Consider the following 15,454-nt stretch of genomic DNA (forward strand, 5'->3'; position numbering starts at 1 on the left):
TTTTGGGAATATGTCCTTCGGTATACTTTTGACTATCTACTTTTCCTAACTCATTAAAAAATGGGCGAACCGGGAGTTATTAACTAAAAATTGCAAGACGCTCTTGCAAAAAATACTAATTAGACAGTCAAGGGGCAGGTATATATCAAATTAATGCCTTTTTTCTTTGCCATGTCTTAACAAGCATATATTTTGGGCATCATAATTCCAAGCTGAATACATGAGCTAGCAGCCAGAAACTCTTTGGCAGCAACTTTTTTATTTACAACTATAGTATTGACCTATGGCAGATAATTTTATACTTTATTTCTTTATTTCTCCACATAGTTCGTACACTGGGTTGATTTGGCGATGCCTACAGATTCAATTGGTAGTAATCTGTATAGCGGTTCCCACTCAGACGCGGTATAAAATTATATCGCAATGTTTAGGGGTAATTCATGAATTGCCCCTACTGGTGTACCTCATGTGAACGAGAACTGCTATAGCGTAGGTATTTGGACATTATCAGAAGCTAAGTTACAAGCTGCCCAAGCACATCAGACCTGGAAATCACCTTCAGAATTGATTGAGGGAGTCAGCAAAGTAAATTCTGAGCCAACACCTATTTTGATAGCGACACCCGGAAACTTCAATCCTGATTTCCAATTACGGCCAGTGCTACCCAAACCAATCAAACGCGGTGTACGGTAAAGGTTTCACAAAATATAGACGCAGACCTTGGCTATAGCTTGAGTAATGTTTGCAATCAAGAAATTGGGGGAAGTACTTACGGTGGTAATTCCTTGACAGGACAGTTGCGGGTCAAATTTTAGTAGTCACTGATAAGGCTGAAGAATGAAAGCACCATTACCTGATAACGAAATACAGCGAATCGAATCTCTTTTGGAGTATAAGATCCTTGATACTCATTCGGAACCTGCTTTTGACGATCTCACCCATTTAGCCTCATATATTTGTGGCACTCCTATTGCCTTAATCAGTTTAATTGATAGCGATCGCCAGTGGTTCAAATCCAAAGTTGGAATGGAAGCCCGAGAAACACCGCGAGATTTTGCATTCTGCGCCCATGCTATTATGCAACCGGAAGTTTTTGTTGTGCCTGATGCCACACAAGACAAAAGGTTTGCGACAAACCCGCTAGTCACTTCTGACCCAAATATTCGGTTTTATGCTGGTGTACCGCTAACTAACCCTGAAGGATATGCACTAGGAACACTTTGTGTAATTGACCGTGTACCAAGAAATCTCTCCCCAGAACAAGTTGAAGCATTGCAAATTATCGGTCGCCAAGTAATCAAGCAATTAGAAATGCGGCGTAACTTAGCAAGTTTGGTATTGGTGAGTCATACACGCAAACAGGCACACAAGAGACACAAAAAATTTTTTCAAAGAGTAGCTGGAGGGTTTGGGTTAGCATCGGCAATTTTAGTTTTGATTGGCGTGATTTCTTATCAAAACACACGTATATTGATTGATGCTAGTAATCAGGTACAAAAAACCCAAGGGAAAATCAATAAACTGGAAGAATTACTGTCTTATATGAAGGATGCCGAAACCGGACAACGCGGTTATATCCTGACTGGACAAGAAAGTTATCTGGTACCTTATCAAGCAGTAGTTGCAAACATCGATCAAAAAATTGTAGAACTGAAGGATTTAATCGCAGATCAACCTAGGCAACAAAAGCAGTTTGCCACCCTTGAATCTCTGATAGCTGCAAAATTTGCCATCCTCCAGCAGACTATATACCTGCGTCAAAATCAGGGATTAGAGGCAGTATTGCAGGTAATTCAGACAAATCAGGGAAAATATATTATGGATGATATCCGCAACATCATCCATGAGATCGAGAATGAGCAAAAAGGGTTGCTTCAACAGCAGTCACAAGCTGCAAAAGCCAGTGCAAATAACACAGTTTTGACACTTGCAATCGCTATTTGCCTAAGTTTTATCATTCTGGCTATAGTCTACTACTTCATTTATCGTGAGGTAAAAGAACGTAAATTAACAGAGGAAACGCTAAACCAAGAACGCAACTTTATTTCAGCAGTCCTTGATACAGCTAGCGCTTTGGTAATAGTTCTGGATACACAAGGGCGAATCGTTCGCTTTAATCAAGCTTGTGAACAAACAACTGGTTACTCATTTGATGAGGTGAGAGGAAGGCATTTCTGGAACCTGTTTCTCATTCCTGAACAGGTAGAACCAGTTAAAGCAGTTTTTGAACAGTTGCGAACTGGTGAAGCGCCCAAAGAATATAAAAATTATTGGGTAGCAAAGGATGGCAGTCTGCGGCTGATTTCATGGGCTAATGCTATTTTGCAAGATGATGAGGGTTGCGTTGAATACATTATTGCTACAGGTATTGACATTAGCGATGCCTATGATGAGCTTCGTTTACGCAAACGAGCAGAACAGCACCTTAAAGCCCAGTACTCTACAACGCGCGTCTTAGCACAGTCAACTACAATCAGTGAAGCTATGCCCCAAATCCTGCAAGGAATCTGCGAGAGTTTGGAATGGGATCTAAGTGAAATTTGGATGGTAAATCAGCGAGCGAATCTACTATCTTTGCTGAATTCATGGTATAAAATGTCTTCGGGAATGCAAGAATTTGAGATCCTTAGTCAGCAGATCATTTTTGCACCAGGAATTGGCCTGCCTGGTCGTGTTTGGGAGAGTGCTGAACCTGTTTGGATTGTTGATGTAGCTAAAGACAAAGATTTCATTCGCTCTCAAATTGCTGCCCAAGCGGAACTACACGGAGCTTTTGGTTTTCCAATTCATAGTGGTAAAAACATCCTTGGTGTCATTACCTGCTTTAGCCATGAAATCCAGCAACCTGACCCAGATTTGGCAAAAGTTATGAATTCTATTGGTGAGCAAGTAGGGCAGTTTATTGAGCGCAAGCAGGCAGAAGAAGAACTCCAACGCCAAAATTTGCGATCGCGACTATTTACTGAAATCACCCTTAAGATTCGTCAGTCTTTGAAAATCCAAGAAATTCTCCAAGTCAGTGTTACGGAGGTACAAAAAATTCTCCATAGCGATCGAGTTTTGATTTATCAACCTTTGACAGATGGATCGGGAAGTACTGTGGTTGAGGCAGTAGTTTCTGGCTGGCTGACAATTAAAGAGAACAAACTCACTGATTCTTATTTTCAAGCGGAATATACACAACAGTACTATTTACAGCAATATCGTCAAAAACGGAATCTAGAGCTTGCTGACTTAGACATAGCGGAAATTCAAAAAAGGCATATAGAATTACTGCAACAATTTGGGGTCAAATCCAATTTAGTCATACCCATTCTTGTCAAAGAAGAACTCTGCGGTTTACTGATTGTCCATCAGTGTGGCAGTTCCCGCCAGTGGTCTAGCTTTGAAACTCATCTTTTACGACAAATAGCCGATCAAGTAGGTATTGCCTTAGCCCAAGCCCAAATGTTATATGCAGAAACTCAACAGCGAAGAGAACTTGAAGTTGCTCGTCATCAAGCTGAATTAGCTTCTAAAACCAAAAGTGCCTTTTTAGCAAACATGAGTCATGAAATTCGGACTCCAATGAATGCTGTGTTGGGGATGACAGGCTTAATGTTAGAAACTCCCCTAAACTCAGAGCAGCAAGATTTTATCGAAACTATTCGCATTAGTGGAGATGCTCTTTTAAGCCTCATCAACGAAATTTTGGATTTATCCAAACTTGAGGCTGGGGAAATGGCACTAGAAACTTTAGATTTTGACTTATCTTCCTGTCTAGAAGAAGTGTTGGAATTATTAGCTCCCTCAGCCCATAATAAAGGATTAGAAATTGCAGCGTTAATCTATCCCAACGTTCCCACCCAACTCCAAGGTGATGCTGGTCGCCTGCGACAAATTCTTATGAACCTGATCAGCAATGCGATTAAGTTCACCAGTAATGGAGAGGTAGTAGTCCGAGCAGAATTGCGATCGCTTTCCTCTACTACAGCCACCATTTATTTTGCCATCACAGATACCGGTCTTGGTATTACCTCTGAAGACCAATGCAAACTCTTTACCCCATTTACCCAAGTAGATGCTTCCACCACCCGCAAGTATGGCGGCACAGGTTTGGGATTAGCCATCTGCAAGCAACTGGTAAGCTTGATGGGAGGAGAAATTGGTGTAGAAAGTCGGTTGGGCAAAGGATCTAAATTTTGGTTTGAAGTAACTCTTGCCCAGCAACTTCACCCGGTTTCCTCAGAAAGCGAACGCGAACTTCTGACTAATCGGCGCTTGTTAGTGGTGGATGACAATGCTACTAATCGCAAAATTATCCACTATCAAGCTACCCGTTGGGGAATGTTAGTAGATCAGGCTGCTTCGGCTACTATTGCCCTCAAAGCTATTGAGGAGGCTGTCAAGCAAAAAAATCCCTACGACATTGCTGTGATTGATATGCACATGCCAGAAGTAGATGGCATGACCTTGGGAGAGCAAATTAAAGCAAATTCAGCGATCGCTGGGCTACCTTTGATTATGCTTACCTCTACTAATCAACGCGATGAAATCCAACGAGCGCTAAAAATAGGATTTGCGGCTTATTTGGTCAAACCTGTTAAGCCGTCCCGACTCCTCGATACCATCATGGCTATCTTAGAAACGCAGATAAAGGAGGAGATAGAAGTAAGAAGTCAAGAGTTAAAACTAAAAGATTACGAAAACAACAGCAACGATCATTCTCCTACCTCTCGCCTCCTGGCTAGTGACTTCCATAAATTAAGAATTCTCTTAGCTGAAGATAATTTGGTGAATCAGAAAGTTGCTTTGAAGCAACTCCAAAGCCTAGGTTATAGTGCTGATGTTGCTGGTAATGGGAAAGAAGTTTTGCAGCTATTAGAAAAAATCCCCTACGATTTAATTTTGATGGATTGCCAAATGCCTGTTCTCGATGGTTTAGAAACTACAAAAGAAATTCGTCGTTGGCAAGAAAGCAGCTTTATCAATAGTCGTCGTCCTGTAGTAATTGCGATGACAGCTAATGCAATGAAAGAAGATCAACAGATGTGTATAGATGCAGGAATGGATGATTATCTCAGCAAGCCAGTAATTAAAGAGAAATTAGCGGCGGCGCTACAGCGTTGGGGAAGTATCATATTTCAAGCAAAAGAAATATATGTTTTAGAGCAGAAAGGTTCAGTTGACCTCCCAATTGATTGGGAACGCTTGCATCAGCTCTCGGAAAATAACTCAGAATTTGAATTGGAACTACTGCAACTATTTGTTGAAGATATGCAACCTCGTATAGAGATCATTAAAATAGCGATCGCAGATAGTGACTATGAGCAACTAGCGCTCCAAATCCATCAAATTAAAGGTGCTAGTGCCAATATTGGAGCTACAACCATGCATTTAGCAGCACAAAAGTTAGAAAAATTAGCTCAAAATCAAGAACGTCGAGGTACTACTTACTTAATCTCAGAGTTAGAAGAGTTTGTTAAATGTATCCAAGAGTTTTTAATCACGAAATAGTTTTGATATAAAAATACCACGTCAATTTCAAGTTAATAATTAAGTTAACAGCTAGCAAAGCTTAGATAAGAGGATTAATAATATTTACTAATAAATAAACAGTAACGATTGTCTGCTGTTGGCTCATAACTCAATTTGTCGGCAATGGTAGACATAATTTTTAAACCCCGCCCCCGGTCTTGATAATTCTCCTCAAATTCAGCTATTTGCCGCAATTTCTCCTCTAAGTCAAACCGCTCACCTTGAGACCAAATGCGAATTTCTATATATTTATTTACCCGTACAGCTTCTAGTTCAATAGGAGTGTCAATAGGTAAGTTTTTGTGTGCATGTTCAACAATGTTAGTAAAACCTTCCATCAAAAGTGTTTGACATTGCCACCAAATTTCTTTGTTAGGAATAGGCGGGTGATTCATCTGCTCGAACCAAAACAATACTTGAGGTGATGCTGTCAGGTCTGTGTTGACTTTTAGATAAATTTTCTTTTTCACGTTTTAACTAAGAAAATATTTTGAGACGATCCTATTCGTATTTAATTTATTTAATTTGAGTATTTTCACTATACATTTAAAACTAAATTTCATATAAGTTGAATTAGAGTAATTACTTCCTTTTAACCGAAACATAATTTAGGAATCAGAATACATTCTGACTTCTGAATTCTTTTTAATCTACTTAGTAAACTTTAATTTATGCTTAAAATTTTGGTTATTGATGATGACCCTATAGTGCGAACAGTACTGAAAAGAACACTCCAAAATCAAGGTTATGATACCAGTATCGCCAAAAATGGCGAAGAAGGAATTAGACAAGCACAATTACTACGTCCCGCTCTGATTATCTGTGATTGGATGATGTCCGAGGTAGATGGGCTAGAAGTGTGTCGTCAAATTAGAACAGATCCAGAGTTGGCAACTACTTTTTTTATTCTATTGACCGCTAGGGGAGCAGCTCCAGGAGAGGAGGAAGATCGAGTTAGAGGACTTGACGCTGGAGCAGATGAGTTTATCTCTAAACCAATAGAGATGAATGAATTGAAAGCGCGGGTAAGAGCAGGACTAAGATTACACCAGTTAAATCAGGATTTACAAAGTCAAAAAGAAGTTTTGGAGATACTAAATCAAGATTTACAAACCCAAAAGCAAATTTTGGAGGCAGAATTAGCTGAGGCTGCTGATTATGTGCGATCGCTTTTACCCTCACCGCTTGTAGGAGCAGTAACTACAGAAAATCTGTTTATTCCCTCAGCACAGCTAGGGGGTGATTGCTTTGACCATTATTGGATCGACGAGGATAATTTGGCAATTTATTTGTTGGATGTATCAGGTCATGGGGTGGGTTCTGCTCTCCTATCTGTATCCGTGCTGAATATTTTGCGATCGCAATCTTTACCAAACACCAACTTTTGTCAACCAAGCGAAGTCCTAAAAGCGCTCAATCATGCCTTTCAAATGACAAAGCACGGTGATAAATACTTCACAATCTGGTATGGAGTTTATCACCGCCTGAAACGTCAACTTATTTATGCTAACGCCGGACATCCACCAGCTTTACTCTTATCGAATATCTCTACAACAAGTATCCAAGTTAAACAGCTAAGTTCTTTGGATTTCCCCATTGGCTTTTTACCTGATGTCCAATTTGAAGACGCTATTTTTCAGATCGAAGAGAACAGTATTTTATATATTTTTAGTGATGGTGCTTATGAAATTAATCAGTCAAATGGTAAATTTTGGGGTCTTGATGCTTTCATTGACTTACTAACTAAACATAGTTTAAAAGACCCCTGTGTTCTAAATCAACTATTGGCGAATATTATTACCTTAAATTCTCAAAATAATCTTGATGATGACTTTTCTTTAGTAAAAGTTAACTTTGGTTAGTATAGTCAAGTATTTAGGATAATTTAGAGTTTACTATGTTGCCAATACTTGGCGATTGAATTCATCTTGGTCAGCGAAAGTTTGAAAAACTCTATCTATTTTAGTCAATTCAAATAACATTCTAATTTGATCGCTGATTGAGCAAACAAAAAGTTTAGTATTAGCATTTCGCGCCATTTGCATTGCTGAGACTAAAGCACCTAAACCAGAGCTATCGATAAACTTTACTTCTTTCATGTCAAGTAACAATATATCGGCTCCACTTAGCAGAATATCGCTAACTTCACGACGCAGCTCATTACCTCTAATACTATCTAAAACCCCAGATAATTCTAGTAATTTTACGTTCATGCTCATTGTTTTATCCTATTGCTTGACTGGAAAAAATGTATTTACATTTTGGCATTGACCTAAGCTAAACTGCAATAGATACAGCAATAGTTTTGTATCTTAAAGGGATCTGCTTTAATTTGTGTCCGCGTAGGCGCAGCCATACTTACTAACGTAGTGCCGCTTAATAATTATTATTTGCTATTGCAGTAAAGAATCTAGCCTCTACAGATTAGCTAAAAATTCCAAAAGCTTTAAAATAACCATCTTTATAACCTAAATACCGTGCCTAAAAACGAGACATAAGCAGTGGTAATTTCACTGCAATGCCACCCAACATGAAAAAATGCTGTAAATTATACAGCTAGGATTACGTTCTTCCTTGACGTTGGCACAGCCATCGCATTGTTTCTTTCTAGATGGTCTGAAAATTCAGTGTCTGATTAAATCAAGATCAAGTTAGCGGCTCTGCGCTAAAGTAAAAATATTGGGATCAAAATCTCTGCCAGTAAGTTCAAACACCACTAATCTTTACCACTGCGGCGATAATGTCTCAAGAGCATAACGAATCACTCCAACTTCAAGAGATCACCAAACTCAAACCGAAACACTTTGCTGATTTAGTCAGATCAGCACAATTGATTTTCGACCCCACAGCCGGAGTTTCGGGAAGACATATAACAGTTGACTGGGAACAATTCGGAATTCCCCATGATGTGGCAGACAATCTCAAGTCACTTGGCCAAGAGTACCAATATGCATCTCCTCACATCCCTGTTGAAGTCATTTGGAGTAAATTAACTCCCGAAACTCGTATTTGGTTTGTTGGAAACAAAGATAAGTTGTGGAAAATTGAAGAAGCTTTCCCAGCCCTTGACGAAGATTAAAGGGAATATGAATCATTTGTAGGGGCATAATCTTTGTGCCCCTAACTACCAGCAGCTAGGAGGGCATTTTTTTACCCAATTAAAGCATCAGCAATTTTTTAAAAAACTGCTGTTTTGCTTCGAAGGACTTTCAAGCTTTCAGCCTGCTGTTGCACGCGCTCACTAATGCGATCGCACGCTAACTCACAAAGCTCAAAAATCATTGGTTCGGCAATCTCGTAATAGGCACTTGTGCCTTTGGGCTGACGAGATAGAATCCCTGCTTGAGTTAACACTTTCAGATGCTTAGATAGATTTGCCTGACCTAAGTTAGTAACCTCGGCAATTTCCATCACATTCATTGGCCCTGATTTTAGACTGGCTAAAATCTGTAGTCGACTTGCCTCTGATAAAACCTTAAAGTAGTCAGCAACTGCCACAAGAACAGCTGGATCGGACTTGTGTGGCTTAGTTTTTGGCATAGGGAGATTTAATAGTCGGTACAATATTTTTTTAATAACTAATTAGTTATTAAATTTCATAATAGCGTAGTTGAGTTATTGCTATACCAACCCACTTTGATTTTTGAACAAGACTCAGTATGGATCTATCCCTTCTTTCCTATTCCCTGTTCCCTGCCCACCCAAGTAAATATAGCTATGTCACGCTGCGTGAACAGAAATCAAACCGGATTCCTATATTACTAAAATAATACATTAATCTCACAAAATACTTTAAAAGGAGTACCGATTGAAAATCTGACTATATGCAGCAATCTTGGAGTTAATAATTTATTTTTGAGTAAATACAGTAAAAATACTACCATTTGGATGATTATCTTCGATGGTAATTGTACCGGAATGTGCCTCGACCGCCATTTTGCAGAAAGCCAATCCTAAACCAATTTGCGAAACATCTGGTATTCGACTTGCAACTTCATATTTATCGAATATGATTTTTCTTACGTCTTCAGGGATTCCGGGGTCTGTATCCGCAACTTGCACTTTCGCACCACCTGCTGCCAAATACTCTCCTATTAGGGTAACTTGAGAGTTAGATCGTTTTAGCGTACTATCTGCTCTGCGTCAAAACGAAGCAACTATCAATATACCTTTAATATTTGTCACTGCTAAAGCAGAGCGTTCAGATTTTCGTCAGGGCATGGATTTTGGGGCTGATGATTATTTAACCAAACCATTTACTCCTGAAGAACTACTCAGCGCGATCGCTTCTCGTCTCGAAAAGCACGCATTGGTTGAGCGCTAAACTAAATCTAAATTAGACGAACTGAGAATGAATATTGCTCACTCATTACTTCACGAACTGAATACTCCTTTAAACGGCATTCTTGGTATGTCACGGTTATTAATTGAAAATTGTGACATCATGCCTAGCTCTGAAGAAGCTGAAATTGCTGAATTCATTTTCACATCTGCTAATCGACTGAATACATTAGTTCAAAGATTTTTATTATATAGTAATCTAGAGTTACTAGCCAAAAATTATCAGATCACAGAGAAAAAAGATAAATGCCTTGCGAAGAGAATTATGGCTCTCCCAGACTAGATATGTTAAATTAACAACAGAAATACCAATTGAGTAAAATTCTTCTTCTAAAATTATTAAAGTTAGTTAAGCCATAAGCCCTTCTTTTAATGAGCTTAATTTTCTGATTAATCCCCTCAACAATACCTTGAGTAGTTCTGTGATCAAAATAAGCGAGAATCTCATCTATCCATCTACTAATGGTTCGACAACTTTTTGGGAAAAATTTATAAGCCGTTTGAGTCCATTCCAGGAATTTATATAAGGCTTCATCACTGGTTATGTGACTTTCAAATATATCTCTAATTGCTTCTTTATTTCGATACATTTCTCCTAATTCTGGAGCAAGTTTTTGCAGCGAATTTATCTTGGCTTTCTCCTCATCATTGAGGCTTTCTTTTTTCTTTAATAAAGGGTATTTACTGTGAGTTAACCCTGCTAATTTCTCCTCTCTCTCTTGCCGATTTTTAATTTTGACTGCTGCCCGTTTTTCCTGCTTTCTTTTTTCATCTAACTCCTGATTTATTTGTTTCATTACATGGAATCTATCGGCTACTACTTGAGCATTTGGTAGCATTTCTTGGATTAAACTTTTATAGGGTATCCATAAGTCTATACTGACTTCTTCTATTTGATTTAATACCTCTGAACCCAGGCTTGATAAGTATTCTGCCATGACGGCTTTATTTCTTTTCTCCAACAACGTTATTGGTTTTCTTGTTTCTAAATCTACTAATACAGCCGCATAGTTTTTTCCTCCTTTTAGCTGGGTTATTTCATCTATACCTAACTTTTTTAGCTGAAGAGGTTTTTCTTTGAGTAAATCAGCTTCTTGTTCTTTTAATAAGGTTTCTACCTCCGATGCTGTCATTCTATTTCTGATGGCTGCACTCTCTACATTCGTTTCTAATACTTCCTTAATTACTTTCATTGCTAGTCTTTTTGTATAGGTTCTTCTAGTTTTTATAAAATCTAGTGACTCACTGAAGACTTTCCGGCATTTTGTGCATCTCAATTGCCGACGATTTACCTTTAACAATACTTGATAATCACTCAGAGGTATATCTCTGACTGTATACCAATGATTTTGATGGATTTTATCAGTTGTATGTCCACACTGTGGACATTGACCAACTTTTAGCTTAGTTTCGACTTCTATGACTATTTCATCATCAGTGATAAAGTCATAATTAATAACCTTGATATCTTCAAGATTAATAACTTTAGTAATAAAGTGCAGCAAGGGATTAGATGGCATATTTATTAAATCACTAATTCTTATCTCAACCTTTTTTATATTTTCTAGTTTTAATTATTTTTGTATCTCCACTACAGACTCGCTTTGAGATGTTTTTTATGATAAAAATATGGGTAGTTATCTATTTTATTTATAATATTTTATCATAACCATTCTAGGAGAGCCAGAATTATTAGTCAAGTTGCTCTTAAAAAAACTACAGAAAATTCCAGACAAAAAGATTTAAAGCTAGATATCCAAGAATTTACAGTACAGTTACCAGAAGAAAAACTAACTATTATTATTGAAGAATTACTTGATAATTCTTTGAAATTTTCTTTTCCAGGTAATGAAATTCAAGTTAAGAGTAAGGTAGAAGGTAGTAAATTTAATTTATATGTAATTGATAATGGCAAAGGTATGACAATTGAAGAGATTGCTACAATTGGAGCTTTTGTACAGTTTAATCGAAAATCATGGGAGCAACAAGGCTCTGGTTTAGGTCTAGTTATTGTTCAGCATATAGTGAAGTTATATAGTGGTGAATTTACAATCGATAGCATTCCTGGAAAAGGAACTACTGTCAGCATTAGTTTGCCTTGTTAGGGTGTTATCAATTGTATGGAATAAGTAAGTGGGCGTAAATAATTTTCGTTGGGATAAGGCAATAGGCAATAGGTATAAGGGTTTTAGCTAGTTCATTTTTATTTACATAGTTTGATTTTATTGTGCCAGCTTACTTACAGACCTAAGCTCGACTGGATCTAAAATCAAGAACTCGGTTTTCTTTATCCGGCAAAAATCCTAGCTTTTTGGCAAATACTTTTTCCACATCAGAGATTATTAACGAAGGTAAAAAAGTAAAACTACTGTCCCATATACAGCAGTTTTCTCTTGTATGAAGTACAAAGAGCAGACTTTTAGCCACTTTGCTACTCATTTGCTACTCAAAACGGTAGCCTTAAAGAAATACACTATATTTTGGCTATGTTGCCTAAACCCAAGAAATATTGGACACCCCAGCACTGGGCAAGTTGGAAGCCTTTCGGCATTGGCGAACAGTACCCTAACAACTATTGGGAAGTATTTCGGGCAATCTGGCTGTCTCGTGACAAACTACCTTATGCGTGGAATATTCTTGACAAAGGTGTTTGTGATGGTTGCGCTCTTGGAACAACCGGGATGAAGGATTGGACTTTAGATGGCATCCATCTCTGCAATGTCCGATTGCGGCTGTTGCAAATGAATACTATGCCAGCTTTTGACCCTGGGCTATTGGAGGATGTCTCGCAGTTACAAAAGCAAAAAAGTGTCCAATTACGCGACTTGGGAAGACTTCCTTTCCCGATGATGCGTCAACGAGGGGAAAAAGGCTTTCGCCGTATTAGCTGGGATGAAGCTTTAGGGGTAATTAGCGATCGCATTCGCGCCACTACACCAGATCGACTTAGTTTTTATATTACCAGTCGCGGAACTGTCAACGAAACTTATTATGCCACCCAAAAAGCTGTGCGGGCAATGGGAAGCAATAATATTGATAATGCTGCCCGCATCTGCCATTCTCCCAGTACGGCGGGACTGAAAGCTGCTCTGGGTGCAGGGGCCACCACCTGTTCTTATAAAGACTGGATTGGTACTGATTTATTAGTCTTCATTGGATCCAACGTTGCCAATAATCAGCCTGTCACCGTTAAGTATCTCCATTACGCCAAAAAAGCTGGCACGAAAATTGTAGTTGTTAACACTTACCGCGAGCCAGGAATGGAGCGCTACTGGGTTCCCTCAATTGTGGAAAGTGCCGTTTTCGGTACAAAGTTTGCCGAAGACTTCTTCTTAATCAACATGGGCGGGGATATAGCATTTTTGAATGGCACAATTAAACATATAATTGCTAACAACTGGGTAGACCAGTCATTTATAGATTTACACACAGTTGGCTTTGCCGAACTCAAAACATCTTTAGAAAGCCAATCTTGGGAAGAATTAGAGCGGCTTTCTGGTACATCCCGTGAGCAAATGTACGTCTTTGCCAAAATGGTAAAAGAAGCCAACAAAGCCGTATTTGTTTGGAGTATGGGCATTACCCAGCATGAATGCGGCGAAGATAATGTGCGAAGTATTATCAACTTAGCTCTTACCAAAGGTTTTGTCGGTCGGGAAGGCTGCGGTTTAATGCCAATTCGCGGCCACTCTGGGGTACAGGGTGGGGCAGAAATGGGGTGTTACGCCACAGTATTTCCTGGTGGTAAAACTATCACTCCAGAAAATGCTGCCCAATTGAGTCAGTACTGGGGTTTTGATGTGCCAGCAAGTAAAGGTTTAATTGCTCCAGAAATGATTAATGCCGCATATCAGGGGGAATTAGATGTGTTGTTTTCCGTGGGAGGGAATTTTTTAGAAGTGCTGCCAGAACCGGATTATGTGGAAGTGGCGCTGAAGAAAATACCATTGCGGGTACATACGGATATTGTTCTCTCCAGCCAAATGTTGGTGGAACCTGCTGATACTGTAGTGCTTTTACCTGCGACGACTCGCTACGAAATACCAGGGGGAGTAACAGAAACTAATACTGAACGCCGGGTAATTTTCAGTCCAGAAATTCTAGGGCCGCGCATTGGAGAAGCGCGTCCAGAGTGGGAAGTTTTTCTAGAATTAGCAAGGCGCGTGCAACCAGATTTGGCAGATAAGCTAGCTTTTGCTGACACAGCTGCTATCCGCCAAGAAATTGCTCAAGTTGTCCCCCAATATGCTGGGATTCAACACTTACAGCAAGCTGGCGATCAATTTCAGTATGGCGGGTCACATTTGTGCTTTGGTTGGAACTTCCCTACGCCCGATGGAAAGGCGCACTTCGGCGTATTATTGCCACGCCAAAGGGAATTACCAGAAGGTTATTTCTTAGTAGCAACGCGCCGAGGCAAGCAATTTAATAGTATGGTACAGGAACGTAAGGATGCAATTACTGGGGCGGTGCGAGAGGCAGTGCTAATAAATGCTGCTGATGCGGCACTGTTGGATTTAAAAGATGGGGATAAGGTAATTCTTAAGAATGAGTTAGGTGAGTTGTTCTGTCAAGTTTATATTGCGCCAATTCAGTCAGGAAACTTGCAAGTCCATTGGCCAGAAGGAAATGTGCTACTAGATAAAAGTAAGCGATCGCTAGAAGGGGTTCCTGATTATAATGCGATCGCATGGTTGGAAAAAATCTGAATCAAGTCTCATTTTTTCAGCTTTAACATTTCCACCAGTATATCCATTAACTTATATCCCAAAACCCCGTATGAAGAATTACACAGCGATCGCATGAAAAACCCTCTCCTGAACTTAAAATTTCTAACATGGATATAAATGAACTTCTCAAATCTTATGCTGCTGGAAAAAGAAGCTTCCAAGGACTGAATCTGCAAGAAGCAGAATTAACAAATGCCAACCTCATAGGCGCAGATTTTAGCTATGCTGATTTGCGTCAAATGCGACTTGGTAAAACTAATCTTAGCCAAGCTTGCTTACGGGAAGCAGACTTGAGTGAATCTATCCTTTGGGGTATAGATTTGAGTGAAGCAGACTTATATCGTGCTGTTCTCCGAGAAGCTGATTTAACGGGTGGAAAACTAGTCAACACACGCTTACAAGAAACAAATTTAATCAAAGTTAGTTTATGTGGTGCTAATTTGCATGGTGCAAACTTATCTGATTCTTTGTTATTTCAAGCAGACTTACGCCCCAGTTCTGACCAGCGTACAGATTTAGGATATGCAGTTTTGACTGGGGCAGATTTGAGTTATGCTGATCTCAGAGCCGTTTCCTTGCATCACGCCAACTTAAATAAAGCAAAATTATGTCGCGCTAATCTCTCTAAAACAATACTGTGGGGTAACTTAGCGGCAGATTTAAGTGGGGCTAGTTTACAAGGTGCTGACTTGAGCTATGCAAATCTAGATAGTACTATTCTGCGGCAAGCAAATCTGCAAGGTGCTGACTTAACAGGAGCAATTCTTCAAAATGCCGATCTTCAGGGAGCAATCATGCCTGATGGGACGGTTCATAATTGAGTTATTTTAGAGATTATAGAGTTCAATATTTGACATACTTAATAC

14 protein-coding genes are annotated in these 15,454 nt (G+C 39.2%); 9 read left to right on the forward strand and 5 right to left on the reverse strand.

What is annotated here, in order from left to right:
- Positions 1-468 precede the first annotated feature (468 nt).
- Together GNF10_RS28060 and GNF10_RS28065 are read left to right on the forward strand one after the other, a co-directional pair.
- Complete coding sequence (locus tag GNF10_RS28060; RefSeq protein WP_185581054.1) at positions 469-693, forward strand: hypothetical protein; 225 nt, start codon at positions 469-471, stop codon at positions 691-693.
- 144 nt (positions 694-837) lie between these two features.
- Positions 838-5,496: a GAF domain-containing protein gene (locus GNF10_RS28065; protein WP_185581053.1), complete on the forward strand. Its 4,659-nt coding sequence runs from the start codon at positions 838-840 to the stop codon at positions 5,494-5,496.
- 74 nt (positions 5,497-5,570) lie between these two features.
- Here GNF10_RS28065 and GNF10_RS28070 read toward each other — a convergent pair whose 3' ends face one another.
- Entirely contained in the window at positions 5,571-5,987 is a 417-nt protein-coding gene (locus GNF10_RS28070; RefSeq protein ID WP_185592852.1) for an anti-sigma regulatory factor, read from the reverse strand.
- Between the two features lie 201 nt (positions 5,988-6,188).
- On the opposite strand from GNF10_RS28070, the gene GNF10_RS28075 reads away from it, so the two are divergent.
- Positions 6,189-7,379 carry a SpoIIE family protein phosphatase gene (locus GNF10_RS28075; RefSeq protein WP_185581426.1) on the forward strand — a complete coding sequence of 397 codons (1,191 nt, stop codon included), beginning with the start codon at positions 6,189-6,191 and terminating at the stop codon, positions 7,377-7,379.
- A 33-nt stretch (positions 7,380-7,412) separates the two neighbouring features.
- Here the strand turns inward: GNF10_RS28075 and GNF10_RS28080 are convergent, their stop codons facing one another.
- On the reverse strand, positions 7,413-7,736 hold the full coding sequence (locus GNF10_RS28080; RefSeq protein ID WP_185581425.1) for an STAS domain-containing protein: 324 nt from the start codon (positions 7,734-7,736) through the stop codon (positions 7,413-7,415).
- Positions 7,737-8,257: 521 nt separating this feature from the next.
- Here GNF10_RS28080 and GNF10_RS28085 point away from each other — a divergent pair.
- Complete coding sequence (locus tag GNF10_RS28085) at positions 8,258-8,596, forward strand: hypothetical protein (RefSeq protein WP_185581424.1); 339 nt, start codon at positions 8,258-8,260, stop codon at positions 8,594-8,596.
- A 98-nt stretch (positions 8,597-8,694) separates the two neighbouring features.
- Here the strand turns inward: GNF10_RS28085 and GNF10_RS28090 are convergent, their stop codons facing one another.
- Both GNF10_RS28090 and GNF10_RS28095 read right to left on the reverse strand, forming a co-directional pair.
- Complete coding sequence (locus GNF10_RS28090) at positions 8,695-9,057, reverse strand: helix-turn-helix transcriptional regulator (RefSeq protein WP_163929547.1); 363 nt, start codon at positions 9,055-9,057, stop codon at positions 8,695-8,697.
- Positions 9,058-9,366: 309 nt separating this feature from the next.
- A complete protein-coding gene (locus tag GNF10_RS28095; protein WP_185607290.1) occupies positions 9,367-9,612 on the reverse strand; it encodes an ATP-binding protein in 246 nt (81 codons plus the stop codon).
- 79 nt (positions 9,613-9,691) lie between these two features.
- Here GNF10_RS28095 and GNF10_RS28100 point away from each other — a divergent pair, with 79 nt between their 5' ends.
- Positions 9,692-9,841 (forward strand): response regulator, encoded by a 150-nt coding sequence (locus GNF10_RS28100; protein ID WP_311774225.1) that lies wholly within the window; start codon positions 9,692-9,694, stop codon positions 9,839-9,841.
- 27 nt (positions 9,842-9,868) lie between these two features.
- Positions 9,869-10,141: a histidine kinase dimerization/phospho-acceptor domain-containing protein gene (locus GNF10_RS28105; RefSeq protein ID WP_185607289.1), complete on the forward strand. Its 273-nt coding sequence runs from the start codon at positions 9,869-9,871 to the stop codon at positions 10,139-10,141.
- 10 nt (positions 10,142-10,151) lie between these two features.
- Here GNF10_RS28105 and GNF10_RS28110 read toward each other — a convergent pair whose 3' ends face one another.
- Entirely contained in the window at positions 10,152-11,378 is a 1,227-nt protein-coding gene (locus GNF10_RS28110) for an ISL3 family transposase (protein WP_185582056.1), read from the reverse strand.
- Positions 11,379-11,612: 234 nt separating this feature from the next.
- Here GNF10_RS28110 and GNF10_RS28115 point away from each other — a divergent pair, with 234 nt between their 5' ends.
- From GNF10_RS28115 to GNF10_RS28125, 3 genes are all read left to right on the forward strand, one after another.
- Positions 11,613-11,963, forward strand: coding sequence for an ATP-binding protein (locus GNF10_RS28115; RefSeq protein ID WP_311774226.1), 351 nt, complete (start codon positions 11,613-11,615; stop codon positions 11,961-11,963).
- Positions 11,964-12,344: 381 nt separating this feature from the next.
- Complete coding sequence (locus tag GNF10_RS28120; protein ID WP_185585679.1) at positions 12,345-14,567, forward strand: FdhF/YdeP family oxidoreductase; 2,223 nt, start codon at positions 12,345-12,347, stop codon at positions 14,565-14,567.
- Between the two features lie 128 nt (positions 14,568-14,695).
- Entirely contained in the window at positions 14,696-15,409 is a 714-nt protein-coding gene (locus tag GNF10_RS28125) for a pentapeptide repeat-containing protein (RefSeq protein ID WP_185585677.1), read from the forward strand.
- Positions 15,410-15,454 lie beyond the last annotated feature (45 nt).

Source organism: Nostoc sp. UCD121, assembly GCF_014222285.1.
Classification (GTDB): domain Bacteria; phylum Cyanobacteriota; class Cyanobacteriia; order Cyanobacteriales; family Nostocaceae; genus Nostoc.